The following is a 21148-nucleotide window of genomic DNA, read 5'->3' on the forward strand; positions in this document are numbered from 1 at the left end:
CGGTTCAGCCCTGGTGGTGGCCGCGGACGAACCGTCCCGCAGGACGGGGAGCCCGCGATTCGGCCGCAGCGACCGGACGATGATCCAAGGCCGTGGTCGTGGTGGCCTGGCGCAGGGCACGGGCGAAGGACCGGGCGTCCTCGACGGCCTGGAGGCCATCGGCTTCGGCGCTGACCCGCAGCACCACGTCCTCCTTCTGCAGCGTCCCGGTGTACCCGTGGTCGGCTTCACATTGGGGGTCGGCACATCCTGCCGGGGCCAGATCGACGCGTTGTCCGCCGGACCAGGAGATGGCCAGGGTCAGTTCGCGGCTCTTGTCGCTGGTGCGGTAGTTCTGCGGCTGGTGGTAGACGAAGCTGAGCACCACCGAGGAGATCCTGCCGATCGGCACGGTCTCCGTGGAGACCTGGGCCATGACCTGGTCGCCGGCCACGTCCAGTTGCTGGTCGTCCACGTGCACGATGACCATGACCTCGGAGGTCAGCACCAGCACGGTGACATGGCGGTGGACCTCGGTGTGTTCGATATGGGTTTCGAGCTGGACCAGATGGGCCAGCGGCTCCATCCCATCCAGGGCGTCTTCAACGACGTCCGCGACGAGCTTCGGGTAGAACCCTGCTCGTTCCAAGGCACTGTGCAGATCACGGCCGGGGGCCGAAGTACGGGAGAACATCACCCCACTCTACCGGTGTCGGTGCCGTCGGCGGGCCGTGGCGGGGACGACGACGGCACCGGTCCGTCTCCCCCGGACCTAGCGCATGGCCCTCCGGGCGCTGTCCGTGCGCTGTGCGGGGTTGCCGATCCGCACATCGGCGGCGAGCACGGTGACCGATCCTTCGGAGACGAGCACCGGGTTGAACTCCATGAGCGCCACTTCCGGGTGGTCGTCCTTCAGGGTCGCCACCCGGTTGAGGAAGTCCTCCAGCCCCGGCACGTCCACCCGGGGGAAGCCCTGGTAGCCGAAGAGCTTATGTGAGGCGCGGGGGGTGCGCACGAAGTCCGAGAGGTCCGTGTCCGTCAGTGGCGGGATCGCGTGGGCCCAGTCGTCGAGCAGATTCACGGCATCCCCGGCCAGCCCGTAGGAGATCAGCGGCCCCAGCAGCGGGTCCTCCAAGGCCCGCACCACGCAGCCCTGGCCGGAGGCGGCCATCGTCTGGACCTCGAGGTCGTCGGCACCGTATTGGCGCAAGGTCTGCTGCATATGCCGGATGTTCTGGCGCAATGCCGTCTCGTCGGTGATGTTCAGCCGCACCCCGCCCAGATCCAGCCGGTGGCGCAGGTACTGGTCGGTGGCCTTCAAGGCCACCGGCCAGCCGATGCGGTGGGCGGCCTGGACGGCCTCCTGTTCGTCGCTGAACCGGACCGATTCCAGCACCCCGACGCCGTAGCATCCCAACAGTTCGACGGCGTCCTCCGTCGAGAGCGCCAGCAGTTCCGTGCCGTCCACGCGGTGCATGTATCCGGCCAGCAGCTCATCGGCCCGGTCCCTGTCGATTCCCGTGGATTCGACGTATTCGCCGAAGTCCCGACCCCGCCAATCGACGTAGCCGACCATTTCCGCCAGGGCCCCGATGGCGGTCCCCGGAGAAGCATAGGCGGGGACGGCATCCTGCCGGACCTCCACGGGCCCGGCCCCGTCCTGGTCCGGGGTGGCCTCCACCTCGGCGGTGCCCCCGGCTGGGACGGGGCCGGTCTGGATCAGGCCGACGGCGGGCTCCTGCGGATCCATGATGCCGGTGAAGGAGGCCAGTACCGGTTTGCCGGCCTCCCGGCCAGCGTCGAACAGGATCCGGGCCAGCTCGTGGTGGTCGATGCCCGGGGCGGGCAGGACCGCCAGGATCAGCGAGTGCACCTCGTCCCTGGCCAGCAGGGTCTGCAGCATCGTCCGGAGCCTAGGCAGGGCGCGGGAGGCCCCGTCGGTCAGGACCAGTTCGCATTCACGGGCGACGACCTCCAGATCGTGCTGTTCGGCGTTGTCCTCCACCACGCGGGAGAGCGCCCGCGAGTTGGCGACGATCGCCAGCCCGTTGCCGGCGGGCAGCGGCTGGGTGGCGAAGAGCTGGGCCAGGTCCATCAACAGTTCGTTGGAGGCCACGCGGATGGCCCCGGACTGGCGGAGCATCGCATCCACGGCGCCCAACGGGGCCTGGGTGGTGCGCACGGCATGGCCCGGGGGCAACCGCAGGCCCATGACATCGGATTTGGCCACGATGACCGGCTTCTTCCTCGCCAGTCGACGGGCGATGCGTGAGAACTTGCGGGGGTTGCCGAAGCTTTCTAGGAACAAGGCGACGGCGGTGGTTTCGGGATCGTCCTCCCAGAACTGCATGGCGTCGTTGCCGGAGACGTCGGCACGGTTTCCCGCCGAAACGATGCTGGAGACCCCGATGCCGCGGCGGCTGGCCGCCGAGTAGACGAGCACACCGATCGCCGCGGAATGGCTGAACAGCCCCAGGCCCCCGCGTCGGGGCATCCCCGGGGCCATGGAGGCATTGAAACTGACCGAAGGGGCCGTATTGACCAGTCCCAGCGAGGCCGGACCGATTAGCCGCATCCCGTTGCTGCGGGCCAACCGCACCAGCTCGCGCTGGCGTTGCATCGCTTCGGCCTGGTCTCCCGGGAAGGTCTCGGTCACCACGAGCAGACCGCGCACGCCGTGGGCCCCGCATTCGGCCACGACGGTTTCCAGTTCGGCCACCGGCACGGCGATCACCGCCAGATCCACGGTGCCGGGGATCTCAGAGAGGGAACCATGGGAGATCATGCCGGCAATTTCCAGGGCATCGGGGTTCACCGCGTGGACCGGCCCCGTGAAACCACCTTCGATGATGTTCTCCAGCAGCGTGTATCCCACGGTCCCCCACTGCCTGCTGGCGCCGATCACGGCCACCGAACGCGGGGCAAGCAGCCCGGCCAGGGACTGGGCCTCGGCCCGGTGTTCGCGTGATTCCATGACGGCCCGGGACTTCTCGGTCGGGTCGATGGGGAACTCCAGCATCACCACCCCGTCGTCGAACCGGCGTTTGACCTCGTAGCCTGCTTCGGCGAAGACCGTGAGCATCTTGCGGTTCTCGGGCAGCACTTCGGCACTGAATCGTTCGATCCCGTTTTCACGGGCCGCAGCAGCCAGGTGTTCGAGCAGGATCGACCCGGCCCCCTTGCCCTGGGTGTTGTCGGCGATGTTGAAGGCCACCTCGGCCTCGCGGGGGTCATCGAGTCGGTCGTAGCGTCCGACCCCGATGATCTCGGAGCCACGCAGGACGATCATCGCGACCCGGTTCACGTGATCGACCTCGGTGAAGCGGGTCAGCTCGCGGTCGGTGAGCTTCGACTTGAACGTGAAGAACCGCAAGTAGATCGATGTCTCGGATTGTCCGGCGTGGAACCGTTGCAAAGCAGCGGCATCCGAGGGGCCGATGGGCCGCAAATGGGCCGTGGTCCCGTCGCGTAGGACGACATCGGCTTCCCAATGAGCCGGATATTCAGCATTTTCCACCTCGTGCACCATAGGCTTAGCCTACGGCCTTCGTGCGCGGATCCGTCGTGATCCGGCTTCCAGCGACGAGACTGCCCATTCGTGTGGCACCGTCCAGTCGCGCAGGCCCCACATCAGCACCGATTCGAGGAATCACAGACATGGCCCGCAGGCAGACACCGGAACCACCGCAGGACTTCATCGAGAACATCGTCGACATCGACGTGACCTCGGAGATGGAGGGGTCGTTCCTGGAGTACGCCTATTCGGTGATCTACTCCCGGGCCCTGCCCGATGCCCGTGACGGCCTCAAACCGGTCCAACGCCGCATCCTGTTCATGATGACCCAGATGGGTCTGCGCCCCGAGAAGGGCCATGTCAAGAGTGCGCGTGTGGTCGGGGAGGTCATGGGCAAGCTGCACCCGCACGGTGACACCGCCATCTACGACGCAATGGTGCGCATGGCCCAGCACTTCGCGTTGCGGTTGCCGTTGATCGACGGCCACGGCAACTTCGGTTCGCTCGACGACGGTCCGGCGGCCCCGCGGTACACGGAGGCCCGGCTGGATTCCCCGGCAGTGGCGATGACCGACCACCTCGACGAGGACGTCGTGGACTTCATCCCCAACTACGACAACCAGCTCCTTCAGCCGGAGGTGCTTCCGGCGGCCTTCCCGAACCTGCTGGTCAACGGAACCACCGGCATCGCCGTGGGCATGGCCACCAACATGGCCCCGCACAACCTCGGAGAGGTCATTGCCGCCGCCCGCCACCTGGTGGAGAACCCCGAAGCGACTCTGGCCGAACTGATGAAGTTCGTCCCCGGGCCGGACCTGCCCAGCGGCGGGGAGATCATCGGGCTCGAAGGCATCCACGACGCCTACACGAACGGGCGCGGCTCCTTCAAGACCCGGGCCAAGGTCGAGCTCGAGCAGATCAGCGCCCGACGCAGTGGCCTGATCGTCACCGAGCTGCCCTATATGGTCGGTCCGGAGAAGGTCATCCAGAAGATCAAGGATGCCGTCACCGCCAAGAAACTGGTCGGGGTCTCCGATGTCATCGACCTCACCGACCGCAAGAACGGCATGCGTCTGGTCATCGAACTGAAGAACGGCTTCAACCCCAATGCCGTCCTCCAGCAGCTGTACAAGTACACGCCGATGGAGGATTCCTTCGGCATCAACAACGTCGCTCTGGTCGACGGCCAGCCCCGCACCCTGGGGTTGCGCGAACTGCTCCAGGTCTACGTCGGACACCGCCTTTCGGTGGTCACCCGTCGGACCGCCTTCCGCCTAGGCAGGAAGAAGGACCGGCTGCATCTGGTCGAGGGGCTGCTTATTGCCATCGTCGACATCGACGAGGTCATCCAGATCATCCGCAACTCGGACGAAACCGCGGTGGCCCGCCAACGGTTGATGACCATCTACGACCTCTCGGAGATCCAGGCCAACCACATCCTGGAGCTGCGCCTGCGCCAGCTGACCAAGTACTCGCAGATCGAGCTCGAGAAGGAGCGCGACGAACTCCAGCGCGAGATCGAACGGCTCAGCGCGATCCTCGCCTCGGACGAACTGCTGCGCGGCCTGGTCTCCAGCGAACTGGCCGAGGTCTCCGAGCGCTATGCCACCCCGCGCCGCACCCGCCTGTTGAAGTCGGCCACGGCGGCCCCGTTGAAGGGCACCACGATGCCCGCGCCCGCGTCCACCAGCGCCAAGGCACCCTTGACCCTCGAGATCGCCGACGACCCCTGCTGGGCGATCCTCTCCGCCTCGGGCCGGCTGGCCCGCACCACGACCCGTGATCCGCTGCCCACCGATGGCTCCCGGGTCAAGCACGATGTGCTGGCCTCGCTGCTGCCGGCGACCGCCCGGGGGGAGATCGGGGCCGTCACCTCCGCCGGGCGCATGTTGCGCCTGCAGGTCCTCGACATCCCGGTCCTTCCGGCCACCACCTCGTTCCCGCAGCTGAACGACGGGGTCCCGGTCGCCGAATTCATTTCACTGGCCAAGGGCGAGACCGTGATCGGACTGGTGCCGCTGAACGAGGTCCTGGCCTTGGGGACGGCCCGCGGCGTGGTCAAACGGGTCACCCCCGACTACCCGCTGAACCGTGACGAGTTCGAAGCGGTCTCGCTCAAACCCGGGGACCGGGTCATCGGCGTCTGCGTTCCGGGGGAAGACGACGATCTGGTCTTCGTTTCGGCCCAGGCCCGGTTGTTGCGCTATCCGGCATCCGCCGTGCGCGCCCAGGGACGCACGGCCGGCGGAATGGCGGGAATCAAGCTCGTTGACGGTGACCAGGCCATCTTCTTCGGTGCGGCGGATCCCGCGGACGATTCGGCGGTCGTGGTCACCATTGCCGCGGCGGGGGCCACCCTGCCCGGAACCGAGGCCGGAACCGTGAAGGTCACCCCGCTCTCCGAATACCCGGCCAAGGGTCGTGGCACCGGCGGGGTGCGGGCCCACCGCTTCCTCAAGGGCGAAAGCGTGTTGGCCCTGGCGTGGGCCGGTCATGGCCCGGCCCGGGCCGCGTCGGCGGCCGGGGTCTCCCGGGCGCTGCCCCTGGAACACGGCCGCCGTGATGGTTCGGGGGTTCCCCTGTCGAGCAAGGTCGACGCCCTCGGTGGGGCCCCGATCGCCCCCGAGGCCGTGGGCGAACCCGCACCGCCGATCGAGCGCTCCGGCGAGAACACTGCCGGCGGCACCGGCCCCGCGCCGGAGGCCGCCCCGACACCGAGACGCCGCAGCACCTCCACCTCCCGACCGGCGGCGGGTCGCCGCGGCAAGGCGGGCCCCGAAGAGCCGGTCGGAGACTTCCTGCCGGGCTTCGATGCGGAGCAGCCCCAGCGCGCCCCGCTGGCGGCCCCGGAAGAGGATAGCGTCCCCTTCGCCGATTCGGCGGTCGTGGAGGTCGAAGGCGGCGGCACGACGCCGGTGGACCCCTAGTCGTACTGCCCTGCCGGCCGCGACCCCCGCCGGTGCCGGTGCCGGGGATTCACCGCTCAGGACCGCAACGGCGACACCATTGCCCCGCCGCCCAGATCCAGGACCGTATCGGCGCCGGCGGCCATCGCCGTATCGTGGGTGACCATGACCACGGCCATTCCCGAGAGGGCTTCACGTAGATCGGCGATCAGTTCCAGGGCCTCGCCCTGGCCCAGATGCGCCGTCGGTTCATCGAGCAGGACGGCGTCCGCCCGGGCCACCAGGGCCCTGGCCACCGCGAGTCGTTGACGTTGTCCCCCGGAGAGCCGGTGTCCCCCGCTGCCGATCCGGGTCGCCAGCCCCTGGCCCTGCTGGGCGAACCAGGTTCCGAGCCCGACCCGGTGGAGCGCCGCGTGGAGTTCGGCATCGGTCGCTGGATCGTGGGCGGCACGGCCCAGCGAGAGGTTGTTCCGCAGGCTTGAATCGAAGAGGTGGGCTTCCTGCGGGCACCACGTGATCCGTCCCAGCAGGGGTGCGGCGTGCTCCGGCTCCCTCCAGGGGTCCAGGACCCTGCCGGATCCATCCTCCAGCCGGAAGGCTCCATGCGAGGGCCGGACCAGTCCCAACAGGACGGCCAGCAGACTGGATTTACCCGATCCCGAGGGGCCGGTGATCGCCAACCAGCCGCCCCGTTCGACCCGTGCCGAAATCTGTTCCACCACCGCGGTGGTGCCCGTCCAGGTCACCGAGACCCGGTCCAGTTGAAGTGATTCCACCCGTGCCTTGCCGCCGTCGCATCCGGCGTCGTTCACGGCGACTTCGGACGCCGAGGCCGGAAGCGGTGCCGGGGCGTCGTCGTCCTCCGGGAGCAGGATCCGGCCGACGGCATCGAGCCGGTCGCCGAAGAGCGGCAATTTCGAGGCGGCCTCGGAGGCATTGGCGAAGGGTTCGTTCAGGCTCAGCGCGAGCAAGGCCACCACCGCCAGAAGGGCCGCGGCGTCTGCTCCCGCTGCCCCGCCGGCACCGGCGACCAGTAGGCATCCGAGCGCCGCCAGCCCGGAGGTGAGCACGGCGATGGCCTCGCCGAGTCCCGTCCCCATGGCGGCCCTGAGCAGTGTGGTGGAGGCCTGGCGGTCGCGGCGGGTGAAGCCGGTGGCCGCCCGGGTGGCGACCCCGTTGGCCCGCAGGTCCGCTGCGGCGGTGAAGAGCGTGGAGATCCGGCCGGTCGCCCAACTGCGGTGCCGGGCGGCCTCGACGGCCGAGCCGCGTTCGATGCGGACCGCCAACCAGGGTCCGAGCAGGAAGCCCAGCACCCCGGCGCCCAGAAAGATCACCGTGGTCGAGGGGAAGACCAGGGCCGCGGTGATCAGGGAACCGAGCCAGGCCAGGATCGCTGCCGGCAAGGGGACCAGGACCCGGGGGGCTGCATCACGCAATTCGTCGACGTCGGCCACCAGGTGCCTCAGCGCGTCCCCCGAACGGGTCAGCTTCCCCCAGCCGGCCGGGCGGTCGGACAGGGCGTCCCAGAGGCGGGCGCGCAGCGTCGTCGCCCAGTCAAGGACCGCCCGGTGCACGGCCAGCTGTTGGGCGTAGCGCAGGACGGCCCGGCCCAATCCGAAAAAGCGCACCCCGACGATGGCGACCATGAGCACCATCATGGGCGGCTGGGTGCTGGCATTGACGATCAGCCACCCCGAGACCGCGGTCAGGGCGGCTCCGGAAAGCACCGAGGCCGTGGCCAGCAGTATTCCGCCGGCCATTCCCGAACGCCACCACCTGATCGAGCGCAGCAGCCCCCGGCGGGCGGGCCATGCGGAGGCGGGGGCCGGGGTGGCCCCTTCAGCGGTCTCGGGTGTCGCCGGGCCGGGCGGCAGCGCGACGGAAGCCTGTGTTGCCGGCAGGTCCCCTCGGATTTCCCGAGGGGCCTGGAGCTGCCCGGCGGCTGGTGTCGGCCGCAGCATCGCGGCCAGTTCACGGTCGTGGGTGGCGACGACGAGCGTCACCTCATCAACGAGACCTGCCAGCGCGCTCCTGACGGCTGCGGCGCTCACCTCATCCAGGTGGGCCGTCGGCTCGTCGGCCAACAACACGCAGGCTCCGGCGCACCGGATGCGCAGCAGCGCCCGGGCCACCGCGATGCGGCGGAGTTCCCCGGGACTGAGCCGCTCCAGCGGCAGGGTGGCCAGATGTCCCGCCCGCACGTCCTGAAGCACCCGGGTCAGTTCCGTGGGGGCGGCGTCCGGCGCGTAGAGCCGTAGTTCGGCGGTGGCCGTGGGCTCGGTGAACCGGGGGTGCTGGCCGATCCAGGCGGTGCGGGCCGCCCCCGGGACCTCGATCACCCCAGCCACCTCGGCATCGGCGGGAAGCACTCCCGCCAGGGCATGCAGCAAGGTGGTCTTCCCGCTCCCCGAGGGACCGTCCAGGACGGTTCGTTCGCCGGGAGCCACCGTGAGTTCCTCCCGTGAGAGGGCCGGGGCCTGCGCGCCGGCATATCGGACGACCAGGTCGTGCACGCGCAGCCCGACGGGGCCCGGCTCCTCGTCGGCCCCCTCCGGGTCCTCGGCGGCGGGCCGGGGCCCCTCGAGGTCCTCCCCCAGCAGGTCCTCGGCCCGGCGGAGGGCCTCCAGACCGTCTTCGGAGGCGTGGAAGGCGGCGCCGACGGCGCGCAACGGCAGGAAGACCTCAGGGGCGAGGATCAAGGCCAGCAGTCCCACGTCGAGTCCCAGCTGCCCGTAGACGAGCCGCACCCCGATGAACACGGCCACGACGGCCACGGAGATCATCGCGATCAGTTCCAGCGCAAACCCGGACAGGAAGGCGGTACGCAACGTGGACATCGTGCTTTCCCGGTAGCGACGCGATACCGCGGTGAGTCCCTGCCGTCGTTCGGCCGAACGACGCAACCCGATCAGTGCCGGCAGGCCCTGGGCCAGTTCGGCGAGCTGGTTGGACAAGGCATCCAGCCCCGCGGCGGCATGGGCCACCCGGTCCTGGGTATGCAGCCCGATCAAGGCCATGAACACCGGCACCAGGGGCACGGTGAGCACCAGGATGAGGGCACTGACCCAGTCTGCGGCCAGGATGCGGGCCCCGATGAAGACCGGCACGACGGCAGCGCCCACCAAAGCGGGCAGGAACGTCGTGTAGTACTCGTCCAGGCCGTCGAGCCCGCGCGTGGCCAAGGCGGCCACGGCACCGGGCCCGTTCGGCGCATCGGCGCCTCCCGGACGGGTCCTTCCGGTCAGTTCGGCGGCGACCAGACGGTGGCGCAGGCGTTCCTTCGTGCCCCGGGCGGTCCGCTGCGCGGCATGGGTCATGCCCCAGGTGGCTGCGGCGCGCAGCAGCACCCCGAGTGCCCCGAGCAGGCAGAGGGGAGCCAGGGAACCGGCCAGGTCCAGGACGGTCCCCGGGTGGGAGCCGACGGTGCCGTCGGCCACCGCGGTGATTCCGGTGGCCAGTGCCTGCCCCAGCAGGATCAGGCCCACGGCCTTCACGGCGGCCAGGGCGGCCAGCAGCACCAGCTGCCCGCGCGGGACCTCGCGCAGCCCCTGGTGGGGACCGCCGGCAGGCGTCGTCATACGGGTCATCTCGGTCCTAGACCACCGGGGTCACGGTATGGGCGTCGGGAATGTGTTTCTCGGAGACCCGTTGGCGGAACACCCAGTACGACCAGCCCTGGTAGAGCAGCACCAGCGGGATACCGAAGGCCGCGATGATGCTCATCAGTCCCAGCGTGTATTCGCTCGAGGAGGCGTTGGCGACGGTCAGGCTGAACGCGGGGTCGATCGTCGAGGGCAGGACCACGGGGAAGACCGCCACGAAGATCGCGGAGACCCCGGCCACCAGGAAGGCCCCCGAGAAGGCGAAGGACCACCCTTCGGCGCCACGCCGGTTGGCCAGCCATCCGGCGACGCCCCCCACGACGGCGAGGACCAGCAGACCCAGCGGGACCACCTGGCCGGTCGGCACGACCACCAGGATCGCCCAAAGGGCCATCGGCGCCAGGGCCACCGGCAGCCATCGGCCGATGATCCGGCGGGCCCTCCCCCGTAGTTCACCGTCGGTCTTGAGTCCGACGAAGGCCAGCGCATGGATCAGCGAGAAGGCGACGACGGCCAGGCCCCCCAGGACGGCGTACCCGGTGAACCAGGCAAAGGCCCCGCCCACGCGATCGCCGTTGGCGTCCAAGGGAAGCCCCGTGGTCGTCAGGGCGAGCATCGCCCCCACCCCGAAGGCCGCGGTGAAGGAGCCGAGGCTGATGGCCCAGTCCCAGAGGTTCCTGGTGGACTGGCGATGGGCCTTGCCACGGTATTCGAAGGCCACCGCACGGAAGATCAACGCCACCAGGACCAGGACCAGGGGCACGTACAGGGCGGAGAACAGCGAGGCGTACCACATCGGGAAGGCAGCAAACGTCGCGGCTCCGGCGGTGATCAGCCAGACCTCGTTGCCGTCCCAGACGGGACCGACCGTGTTCAGCAGGACCCGCCGCTGCCGTTCGTTGCGGGCCAGCAGTTTCATCAGCATGCCCACCCCGAGGTCGAAGCCCTCGAGGAAGAGGTAGCCGGCCCAGAACACGGCAATGATCACGAACCAGAGTGTCGGGAGGAATTCCATCATCAATCCTTAGATCGTTTCCGCAGGACGGATCAGTACGCGAAGGCGAGGACGTCGCCGTCGCCGGGCGGGGTGTCGTCGTCGTCCTCCCCTGGTGGTGGGGCCGTCAATTCGGGCATGGCCGCCGGTACCCCGCCGCGCACGTAGCGCACGATCATCTTGACCTCGACGATCGCCAGCACCCCGTAGACGGCCGTGAGGGCGATGAGCGAGAAGAGCATTTCGGCGGCAGAGACCCCCGGGGAGACGGCCGCGGCGGTATACATGAAGACCTGGTCCACCGAGCCGTCCATGGTCGGGTTCGGTGCCACGACGAAGGGCTGGCGCCCCATCTCGGTGAAGATCCAGCCCGCCGAGTTGGCTCCGAAAGGGGCCAGGATGCCGAAGACCGCCAGCCGGGAAATCCATTTGTTCTCCGGCACGGTGCCTTTGCGCACCACCCACAGGGCGACCAGGGCCGCCACCGCCGCGATGCCACCGAAGGTGATCATGAGCCGGAAGCCCCAGTAGGTGACCTCCATCAGGGGCAGGTAGTTGATCTCCTGCCCGGCCCGGTCCCCGTACATCGGGTCGTCGGGCAGGTGGGTCCCGTATTTCTCCTGGTACTGCGGCAGCAGGGTGTTCACCCCGGGGATCTCGGTGGTGAAGTCGTCGTTCGCGAGGAAGGAGAGCAGTCCCGGCAGTTCGAAGACCGCCACGACGTCGTCGCAGGTGGTGGCCCCTCCGCCCCCGAGGTTGCCGATGGTCAGCACGGAAAAGCCGGTGCCGTCGTGGCAGGCGGCTTCGGCAGCGGCCATCTTCATGGGTTGCTGCTTGAACATCAGCTGGGCCTGGGCGTGCCCGGAGAAGGCCACCCCGGCAAAGGCAACCATCGCCACGACCGCGCCGATGCGCAGCGATTTGAGCCACACCGCGTGGTCCAGCTTGTCCCGGCCTGCACCATGGGAGGTGTCCTGGCCGACGATGACGTATCCCTGGGCATCCACGGTGTCGATGCCCGCCTTGCGGCGCCGGTAGAGGTGGAACCAGGCGATGCCGATCAGGAACCCACCCGCCACGGCGAAGGCCCCGAAGATGGTGTGCGGGAAGGTGACCAGGGCGGTGCTGTTGGTGAAAACGGCCCACGCGTCGGTCATGACCGGGCGTCCATCGACCATTTCGACACCGACCGGGTGCTGCATCCAGGAGTTGGCCACCAGGATGAAATAGGCGGAGAGGACCGAGGCCAGGGTGGCCATCCAGATACAGCCGAGGTGCAGCAGTTTCGGTAGTCGTTGCCAGCCGAAGATCCACAGTCCCAGGAAGGTGGATTCAACAAAGAAGGCCAGCAGGGACTCCATGGCCAGCGGCGCCCCGAAGACATCACCGACGAATCGGGAGTACTCGCTCCAGGCCATGCCGAACTGGAACTCCTGGACCAGACCGGTGGCCACCCCCATGATGAAGTTGATCAGGAACAGCTTGCCCCAGAACTTCGTCATCCGCAGGTACACGTCCCGGCCGGTGCGCACCCACATGGTTTGCAGGACCGCCACGAGGATGCCCAGTCCGATGGTCAACGGCACCATCAGGAAGTGGTAGACCGTGGTGATGCCGAATTGCCAGCGGGCAATTTCAAGGGGGTCCATGAACAACCTTCCAAACCCTGCGGACGTCCCGGGAGAGCCCCCGAGACGTTTTCTACGCTTTGTAGAATACCCGATTTTCTACGCCATGTAGAACCTGGACGGAAATCAGGGTAGATTGGTATCAGCGCAGCGGACCGGAGGATGAACAGACTCCACCGACGTGAACCCTGCGTAGACCTGGTTGGGCTAGATAAGGAAGATCATTGGCAACTCTCGGCGACCTCGAACGCTCGGTGATGGATCTGCTGTGGGACGGTGCCGAAGCGCAGACGGCCAACGACCTTCGTGACAAGCTGGCGCAGGCCCACGGCAACGACGGCAAGGAACTGGCGGTGACCACGGTGTTGACCGTGCTGGCCCGGCTGGAGAAGAAACAGCTCGTCACCCGTGAACGCGATACCCGGCCGCACCGCTACCGCGCGGTCACCAGCCGCGAGGAACACACGGTGGAACTCATGAACGAGGCCATGGGCAACGTCATGGACCGTGAAGCCGTGCTGGCCCGTTTCATCGGTGGCATCTCCCCCGTCGAACTGGCTTCCCTGCGACGCATCCTCGATGACGGAGCCAACGCCTAGCGGCGCCACCGCCGCTCCCCGGCTACGATGCTGACAGCCTCCTATCTCCTGCTCGGCCTCGCCATCATCCTGGCGTGGCCGGCCCCGATAGTGCTCTCACGCGCCCATTGGACCTCCCGGTCCCCCTTCACCGCCCTGCTGCTCTGGCAGGCCATCGCCCTGGCCGGCGGTCTGTCGATGATCGGGGCCTTCCTCGTCTGGGGACTCTCCCCCCTGGGCGACAACCTCCTGTCGGCCCTCTCGGGATTCCGCGGCATCCTGGCCGGGGAACCGGGCGCCGCCCTGCTGACGGTCGTCCACGTCTTTGCCCTGAGCACCGCCTTGCTGCTCGGCGCCCACCTCGTCTTCACCTTGCTGTTGACCGCCTATAAGGTCACCCGCCAGCGGGCCCGCCACCGCCGCCTGCTGGCCCTGCTCAGCGGTCCATCCGCCTCGATCCCCGGCACCGTCGTCGTCGAGCACCAGGCACCGGTGGCCTACTGCCTGCCCGGATTCAACGGCTCCCTCACGGTCCTTTCCCGGGGACTGCTCGACTCGCTCGACGAAGAGGGCCTGCGCGGGGTGGTCGCCCACGAACGGGCCCACCTGGATCAGCGTCATGATCTGCTGGTCCTGGCCTTCGAATCCTGGAACCAGGCGCTGCCCTGGCTGCCGACCTCCCGGCTGGCACGTCTGGCCGTCCAGGAACTGATCGAAATGCTGGCCGACGACGCCGCCTTGGAACAGGTGTCCCGCGATGATCTGCTGCGCTCCCTGGTTGCCGTGTCCTCGGGCATGGACCCTTCCCCGGTGGGGGCCGTCGAGGCGCGGCTCGGCGATGCCGTGGAAACCGACCGGCCCCACGGAACGGGGGCCCGGGAATCGGCCGCCGGGCCCGGACGCGCCGCGGCGGTGCCCCCGAGCCAACTCTCCTCGTTGCGGCTGCGCCGGCTGCTCAGCCCGGTCGGGGAACTCCCCGCCTCCGGGCGGGCAACGGTCATGGCCACCGCCGTACTGCTGGTGCTCGTCCCGACCCTGGCCCTGGTGGCCCCGGGTCTGCTGAACTGATTGGCGCCGATCAGGCGTCGATGTTCTCCATGTCGAGGCGTTCCGCGCCGGCAATGATGAACTCCTTGCGCGGCGCCACATCACTGCCCATCAGCAGATCGAAGACCTGCTCGGCCCGCTCCGCGTCGGCGATGTTCACCCGGCGTAGCATGCGGTGGCGCGGATCCATCGTCGTTTCGGCCAACTGCTCGGCATCCATCTCACCCAGACCCTTATAACGCTGGATGGGTTCCTTGTACTTCTTGCCCTTAGCCTCGAGCTGGGCCAGAACCGTGTGGAGCTCGTTCTCCGAATACGTGTAGAGCATCTCATTGGGCTTGGTCCCGGAGTGGATGACCTCCACGCGGTGCAGCGGCGGCACCGCGGCATAGACCCTGCCATGCTCGACCATCGGGCGCATGTACCGGAAGAACAAGGTCAGCAGCAAGGTACGGATGTGGGCGCCGTCGACATCGGCATCGGTCATCAGGACGACCTTGCCGTACCGGGCGGCGGAGATATCGAAACTCCTCCCGGATCCGGCCCCCACGACCTGGATCAGGGCCGCACATTCGGCGTTGGAGAGCATGTCCCCCACCGAGGCCTTCTGGACGTTGAGGATCTTGCCCCGGATGGGGAGCAGGGCCTGGAAGTCCGAGGAGCGGGCCAGTTTGGCGGTGCCGAGCGCCGAATCGCCCTCGACGATGAACAGTTCGGAACGCCCCACGTCATCACTGCGGCAATCAGCCAGTTTCGTCGGCAACGACGAGGTCTCCAACGCGCTCTTGCGCCGCTGGGTCTCCTTGTGGACCCGGGCCGAGATCCGGGACTTCATCTCGTTGACGACCTTCTCCAACACGGCCCCGGACTGCTGCTTATCGGCCCGCGCCGAGGAGGTTAGCCGTGCCCCGAGTTGCTTTTCCACGACCCGGGAAACGATCTGGCGCACCGCCGAGGTCCCCAGGATCTCCTTCGTTTGCCCCTCGAACTGGGGTTCGGCCAGACGCACGGTCAAGACGGCCGTCATCCCCGCGGTCACATCGTCCTTCTCGATCTTGTCGTTACCGGCCTTCAGCTTGCGGGCGTTGGACTCGATCACCTTGCGGAAGGTCTTCAGCAGGGCCTGCTCGAACCCGGTCTGGTGGGTGCCGCCCTTGGGCGTGGCGATGATGTTCACGAAGGAACGCACCGTGGTGTCGTAGCCGATTCCCCAACGCAGGGCGACATCGACCTCGCAGGAGCGTTCGACCTCCATGACTTTGCTGTGTCCGGCGTCGTCGAGCACGGGCACCGTTTCCTTGAAGCTCCCGCTGCCTTGAATGCGCCAGATGTCGGTGACGGCCGGATCGTTGGCCAGGTAGTCGACGAATTCCGAGATGCCGCCGTCGTGATGGAACACCTCCTGGATCGGCCCGTCCTCACCGGCGGTTCCCGCGAGCTTGCGTTCATCGCGCAGGGTCAGCCGCAGGCCCGGCACCAGGAACGCCGTCTGACGGGCGCGCGCCTCGAGTTCCTCGTAGGAGAACTTGGCGTCGGAGATGAAGATCTGTTCGTCCGCCCAGTAGCGGATGCGGGTTCCGGTGACCCCGCGCTTGGCCTTGCCCACGACGTCGAGTTCGGAGTTTTCCACGAACGGTTCGAAAGGTGCTTCAGGCCTGGGTTTCCCGGTGTCCTTGAAACGTCCCGGCTCCCCGCGGCGGAATTGCATCTGATAGGTCTTCCCGCCACGGTCCACCTGGACATCCAGACGTCCGGACAGGGCGTTGACCACGCTGGCACCCACGCCGTGGAGGCCGCCGGAGGCGGTGTAGGAGCCGCCACCGAACTTTCCGCCGGCGTGGAGTTTGGTGAAGACGACTTCGACGCCGGTCAGCCCGGTCTTGGGTTCGACGTCCACGGGAATGCCCCGGCCATCGTCATGGATCTCAACTGAACCGTCCGCGTGGAGCACGATGGTGATGCTCTGGCCGAATCCGCCCAACGCCTCGTCCACGGAGTTGTCGATGATCTCCCAGAGGCAATGCATGAGGCCCCGCGAATCGGTGGAGCCGACATACATGCCCGGACGTTTGCGGACCGCTTCGAGGCCTTCGAGCACGGAGAGGTGGCGTGCGTTGTACTGAGAACTCGGTGCCACGGGGAACGTGCTCCTTGTTGACGATGGAATGGGGACCAATTCCACGGTAGTCCCCGCCTCCGGCATTTCACGGTTCCCGCGCCGTTGCTGCTTTTCGACGGTCGATCAGGGCGTGTTCCACGACACGCCCATGCCTCCAATACCCCCCGAACGCTACGCGGTGAGCGAAAGTCGAGTCATGACGGGATGAATCACCGCCGTAACTGGTTGTATTGGGTACACGAGATCTAAGGAGGTCACCATGACGCCAACATCAGTGGCAACACGCGGACTGTCCGCACTCGACCGCTGCGACCGCTGCGGAGCACAGGCCTATGTGCGGGCGGTTCTTCAGACCTCTGGCGGAGAGCTGCTCTTCTGCGGCCACCACGCACGCGACGTCGAGGCCAAGCTGCGGCCCATGACCGCCGAGTGGCAGGACGAAACCGACAAACTTCATGAAAAGCCGGTCTACGACGACGAGGACTGATCCTCGATCGACAGGCCCCTTGGGGGCCTGAAGACTGCTGAAGCGGGAACCGTGAACACACGGTTCCCGCTTTTTGTCTGCGCTGATTCGTTTCGGCGCGCGCCCCTTGTCATGGGGCAGCACCCCACCGCCTGCGAGGAAGCGCCCCTGGAAACACCACAGGCCGGCACCCCGTGGCAGGGGTGCCGGCCTGTGGCTCCGGGTCGGCTCGCCGACGCTCCGGTCTAGTCCAGGTAGTCCCGCAGGACCTGCGACCGGGACGGGTGGCGCAGCTTGGACATCGTCTTGGACTCGATCTGACGGATCCGCTCCCGCGTGACGCCATAGACCTTGCCGATTTCATCCAGCGTCTTCGGCTGGCCATCGGTCAGCCCGAAACGCATCGCCACCACGCCGGCTTCGCGCTCGGACAATGTGTCCAGCACGGAGTGCAGCTGTTCCTGCAGGAGCGTGAAGCTCACGGCATCGGCCGGGACCACGGCTTCGGAGTCCTCGATGAGGTCCCCGAACTCGGAGTCGCCGTCCTCGCCCAACGGGGTATGCAGGGAAATCGGTTCACGACCGTACTTCTGGACCTCGACGACCTTCTCGGGGGTCATATCGAGTTCCTTGGCCAACTCATCAGGAGTCGGTTCGCGCCCGAGGTCCTGCAGCATCTGACGCTGGACGCGGGCCAACTTGTTGATGACCTCAACCATGTGGACCGGGATGCGGATGGTCCGCGCCTGGTCTGCCATGGCACGGGTGATCGCCTGACGGATCCACCAGGTGGCATAGGTCGAGAACTTGAAGCCCTTGGTGTAGTCGAATTTCTCGACCGCACGGATCAGCCCCAGGTTGCCTTCCTGGATCAGGTCCAGGAAGAGCATGCCACGACCGGTGTAGCGCTTGGCCAGCGAGACGACCAGGCGCAGGTTGGCTTCGAGCAAGTGGTTCTTGGCGATCTTGCCGTCATGGACCACCTGTTCCAGGTCCCAGCGCAGGCGCTTGGGCAGGTCGTCGCCGGCCTTGAGCTTCTCGGTGGCGTAGAGACCCGCCTCGATCCGCAGGGCGAGGTCCACTTCCTGTTCGGCATTGAGCAGGGCGACCTTGCCGATCTGCTTCAGGTAGTCCTTCACCGGGTCGGCGGTCGCACCGGCGACCAACACCTGCTGCTGCGGGGCATCGTCGTCATCGCTGGTGATGATGAAACCGCGCGCCTCGTCTTCGCGGGCTGCCGGATCGGCGGGGGCCCCCGATTTTTCACTGTCGGGCTTGGCTGTTACCTCGCCCTCCTCCTCGGCCTCCGGCTCCGCCGCCACCGGTTCGGTGGGCTCGGCTGCTGCCTGGGCCGCCTTCTTGGCCTTGTTCTTGGCGCGCGTCTGAGCGGCCTTCTGCTGAGGCGTCAACTCATCCGTCTCATCGGCTGTATCCACTGCACCCGCTGCGGCTGCGGGCTTCTTGCCCCGGCTGGTGGTGGCCTGAGAGCTTGATTTGGAAGCTGGCACGAATAACCTTTCTCACGGATCGACCGCGGCGCCACCTGACGGGTAACACCACTATGACCCTGTCAAGTCCGGGTTCCGCCACATGGGCGGATCCGAATGAAGGGTCCAGTGGGTGCAACGCCTGCATTCGGCCTTTTGTTCCCGTCTCCGAAAGTGGACGACGGGCGGGACAGTGGCTACCGTCCCCAAGGACACGGACCCAACCGGGTCTGCGGTTAATAGTGTCTCACGTTTCGAGCCCACGCTCGTCATTGGCCGGCCTCGAGACAGCCCGCCCAGGCGGTTTCCCGGTTGGTGGCCCACCGGGGCAACCGCCCCCGGGAAAGGAAGGCGTCCAGCAAGGCGGCCAAACGGTAATCGGGCTCCTCCGAGCGGCAGGTGGCAATGAGGGCATGGGCCCCGCTGCTGTGCCCCTTGGCCCATTCAACCCAGCCCAGGATGCACAGCAGGGCCCACCGGTCCCGCCCCCTTGCCGCCGGTAGTATTCCCCGGCCCACCTCCCATAGGTGCTCCAGGCCCTCCCAGTGGGGCGCCTGGTCCGAGTTGCCCAACATGAATTCACCCAGTTCACGCAACTCGACGTTGGCCCGGGCGTTGCGCAGCCTGCCCACCAGGGCGTTCCGCGCCGCGGTTCCCGAACTTCCGGCGGCGAACGGCAGTGCGTCCCGCACCAGATCGGTCCCCAGGGATGCCAACAGTGCCCCGGTGTCCGAGGGGTTCGACTTCAATTCGGCCACCAGCCCCCGGGGCTCCTGGTCCAGGGCCGCACACCATCGTTCAAGGCCGCGCAGGGATTCCCGCCACCCGCCGCCGGCACTGCGGTGTTCTTCAACCACCTCACGCACCGCCTCCAGCCCGGGCCACGAAGCTGTCCCCGTCCCGTCCCACGGTTGGGACACGGGGCTGCTCCCCCGCAGGACCATGTCCAGATGTGTCTCCGAAAGCAGGACGGATTCGATCGGCCGCCCCGACGTAGGACAGCAGTCCGGTTCCGCGCAGAAGTAGGACCACCAGCGTCCGCAGCCGACCAGCCAGGCATCAGGGATCCGGTATCCGCGGCGCTGAAGCTGCGTGGCCACCACATCGGTGAAATCCCGGTACGGGAGCATCTTTCCGTCCGCATGGGCCAGTTCCGAATACACCACCAGGCAGGCGCCATCCGCCTCGGGGGCCGCCCGCAGATAGTCGGCCAGCTGCCGGGTGAATGCCCGCGCCGCCATCATGCCGGGGCCCGGGGCCGGGAGGTCCACCCGCAGCGTGGCTTCCAAGGCTTTATCCCGCATGATCAGCACCACCAGGCTTTCGCGCGGATGGAATCCGAGCAGATGGGGTACGAGCGAGATGACGCCTTCGGCGTCACTGACGGAGAGTTGTCCCGGTGAGCTGTTCATAACCCCACCGTGTCCCCTGCCGTGCGTGGCGTCCGAGGCTGGGCCGTTGACTTGTGGAGCAACCGGCCCCGACGGCGCCGGGCAGCTCCCGGTGAGGGGTCCGTGGCAGCTGCCGTTCAGATGCGGGGCCGCCGGCCGCGGCGCCACCGCCGTTCCGAGAAGGCCTGCCGGAGGGGGACGACCACCACCCCGTGATGGGCCAAATCGTCCCGGGCCTTGCGGCGGGTGACGAGGATGCCGATGGCGCCCGCCGCCAGGGGGATGAATTGGAACGCCATCGCCCAACGGAAGGCATCGAGGTTGTAGAGATCCCCCCGGCCGCCCGCGGCCGCGAACTGCAGGTCGAGGATGAGCCCGATGAAATACACGCTGATCAGCGCCGCGGTGAATCCGCCGACATTGACGATGCCCGTGGCGGTTCCGATGCTCTGAGGGGTGTTGAAGGTCCGGGCGAAATCAAAGCCGATCATCGATCCCGGTCCACCGATCGCCAGCAGGGTCAACAACACGACCAGCAGGCTCAGCGGTGCCGGTCCGGGCCAGAGCAGGACGGTGGCCCACGCAGCCGAGATCAGGATGATGATCCCCAACGCCAACGTCGACCGCCGCAGGGGATGCCGCGCCACGATGGCCCCGAACAACGGCCCGAAAACCAGCGAGACCAGGACGAAGATCGTCATCAGTCCCGACGCCGCGGCCGGCTCCAGGCCCTGACCGGAGACCAGAAAGGGGTACCCCCAGGCGAGCAGGAAGACGTTGGAGGTGAATTGCAGGCCGAAGTGCGTCCAGAACCCCAACCGTGTCCCCGGCTGGCGCCAGGCCTCCCCCAGGACGGCCAAGGATTTCGGAGCGGGTCCGGGGGGCAGCGGCGCGCTTCCGGCCGGCTGGTCCCGCACGACGGCCAGGGAGAGGACGAAAGCCAGGACGCACAGCGCGGCCAGTGAGAGGAACGAGGTCGTCCATCCGGCCCAATGCAGCAGGGCCACGAAGGGCACCAGGCTGAGCAGTTGCCCCAACTGGCCGACCATGCCGGTGAACTGGGTGAGCATCGGGACGCGATAGCCCGGAAACCAGGCCGAGATGAGGCGGATGACCGATACGAAGGTCATCGCATCGCCGGCGCCCACGAAGAAGCGCCCGACCAATCCTGCGGGAACGGAGGTGGCCAGGGCCAGCAACATCTGTCCCACGCCCATCAGGACGGCACCGAAGATGATGAGCCGCCGTGAACCGAACTTGTCGATCAGCATGCCCACCGGGATCTGCAAACCGGCATAGACCACGAGCTGGACGACACTGAACATCCCCAGGATCGAGGCACTGGCATCGAACCGGGTCGTTGCTTCCAGCCCGGCGACACCGAAGCTGGTCCGTTGGGTGACGGCAACCATGTAGGCGAAGACACCGATCCCCCAG

Annotated in this window: 13 protein-coding genes; 4 read left to right on the forward strand and 9 right to left on the reverse strand. The window is 67.6% G+C overall.

The genetic code is table 11. From position 1 onward, the window contains the following. Nucleotides 1–4: 4 nt before the first annotated feature. Together ACT3S6_RS04895 and ACT3S6_RS04900 are read right to left on the reverse strand one after the other, a co-directional pair. Nucleotides 5–673: a DUF5998 family protein gene (locus ACT3S6_RS04895; protein WP_444554033.1), complete on the reverse strand. Its 669-nt coding sequence runs from the start codon at nucleotides 671–673 to the stop codon at nucleotides 5–7. A 78-nt stretch (nucleotides 674–751) separates the two neighbouring features. After that, nucleotides 752–3508: a bifunctional acetate--CoA ligase family protein/GNAT family N-acetyltransferase gene (locus tag ACT3S6_RS04900; RefSeq protein ID WP_444554034.1), complete on the reverse strand. Its 2757-nt coding sequence runs from the start codon at nucleotides 3506–3508 to the stop codon at nucleotides 752–754. Nucleotides 3509–3636: 128 nt separating this feature from the next. Between ACT3S6_RS04900 and ACT3S6_RS04905 the strand changes: the two genes are divergently transcribed. After that, a complete protein-coding gene (locus ACT3S6_RS04905; protein WP_444554035.1) occupies nucleotides 3637–6420 on the forward strand; it encodes a DNA topoisomerase (ATP-hydrolyzing) in 2784 nt (927 codons plus the stop codon). A 56-nt stretch (nucleotides 6421–6476) separates the two neighbouring features. Here ACT3S6_RS04905 and cydC read toward each other — a convergent pair whose 3' ends face one another. Genes cydC through ACT3S6_RS04920 form a run of 3 tightly spaced genes read right to left on the reverse strand, consistent with a single transcriptional unit; the run spans nucleotide 6477 to nucleotide 12644 of the window. Next, entirely contained in the window at nucleotides 6477–9986 is a 3510-nt protein-coding gene (gene cydC / locus ACT3S6_RS04910) for a thiol reductant ABC exporter subunit CydC (RefSeq protein WP_444554036.1), read from the reverse strand. Nucleotides 9987–9993: 7 nt separating this feature from the next. Then, nucleotides 9994–11016 (reverse strand): cytochrome d ubiquinol oxidase subunit II, encoded by a 1023-nt coding sequence (cydB, locus tag ACT3S6_RS04915; RefSeq protein ID WP_444554055.1) that lies wholly within the window; start codon nucleotides 11014–11016, stop codon nucleotides 9994–9996. Nucleotides 11017–11048: 32 nt separating this feature from the next. Next, the gene (locus tag ACT3S6_RS04920; RefSeq protein ID WP_444554037.1) at nucleotides 11049–12644 is read right to left on the reverse strand and encodes a cytochrome ubiquinol oxidase subunit I; all 1596 of its coding nucleotides are present in this window, start codon (nucleotides 12642–12644) and stop codon (nucleotides 11049–11051) included. Nucleotides 12645–12847: 203 nt separating this feature from the next. Between ACT3S6_RS04920 and ACT3S6_RS04925 the strand changes: the two genes are divergently transcribed. Both ACT3S6_RS04925 and ACT3S6_RS04930 read left to right on the forward strand, forming a co-directional pair. Continuing rightward, nucleotides 12848–13222, forward strand: coding sequence for a BlaI/MecI/CopY family transcriptional regulator (locus ACT3S6_RS04925; protein ID WP_444554038.1), 375 nt, complete (start codon nucleotides 12848–12850; stop codon nucleotides 13220–13222). Between the two features lie 27 nt (nucleotides 13223–13249). Continuing rightward, entirely contained in the window at nucleotides 13250–14269 is a 1020-nt protein-coding gene (locus ACT3S6_RS04930; protein ID WP_444554039.1) for a M56 family metallopeptidase, read from the forward strand. 10 nt (nucleotides 14270–14279) lie between these two features. Here ACT3S6_RS04930 and ACT3S6_RS04935 read toward each other — a convergent pair whose 3' ends face one another. Beyond that, nucleotides 14280–16385 (reverse strand): DNA gyrase/topoisomerase IV subunit B, encoded by a 2106-nt coding sequence (locus ACT3S6_RS04935; protein WP_444554040.1) that lies wholly within the window; start codon nucleotides 16383–16385, stop codon nucleotides 14280–14282. A gap of 241 nt (nucleotides 16386–16626) precedes the next feature. On the opposite strand from ACT3S6_RS04935, the gene ACT3S6_RS04940 reads away from it, so the two are divergent. Beyond that, the gene (locus tag ACT3S6_RS04940) at nucleotides 16627–16854 is read left to right on the forward strand and encodes a DUF7455 domain-containing protein (RefSeq protein ID WP_086999860.1); all 228 of its coding nucleotides are present in this window, start codon (nucleotides 16627–16629) and stop codon (nucleotides 16852–16854) included. Nucleotides 16855–17078: 224 nt separating this feature from the next. On the opposite strand, the gene ACT3S6_RS04945 is transcribed toward ACT3S6_RS04940, so the two are convergent. The 3 genes from ACT3S6_RS04945 to ACT3S6_RS04955 form a co-directional block, all read right to left on the reverse strand. After that, nucleotides 17079–18341, reverse strand: coding sequence for an RNA polymerase sigma factor (locus ACT3S6_RS04945; protein WP_444554041.1), 1263 nt, complete (start codon nucleotides 18339–18341; stop codon nucleotides 17079–17081). Nucleotides 18342–18589: 248 nt separating this feature from the next. After that, nucleotides 18590–19732, reverse strand: coding sequence for a DUF4192 domain-containing protein (locus ACT3S6_RS04950; protein ID WP_444554042.1), 1143 nt, complete (start codon nucleotides 19730–19732; stop codon nucleotides 18590–18592). A gap of 116 nt (nucleotides 19733–19848) precedes the next feature. Then, entirely contained in the window at nucleotides 19849–21123 is a 1275-nt protein-coding gene (locus ACT3S6_RS04955; protein WP_444554056.1) for an MFS transporter, read from the reverse strand. Between the last annotated feature and the right edge of the window lie 25 nt (nucleotides 21124–21148).

The organism is Arthrobacter sp. AOP36-C1-22, assembly GCF_052377515.1.
Lineage (GTDB): Bacteria > Actinomycetota > Actinomycetes > Actinomycetales > Micrococcaceae > Arthrobacter_H.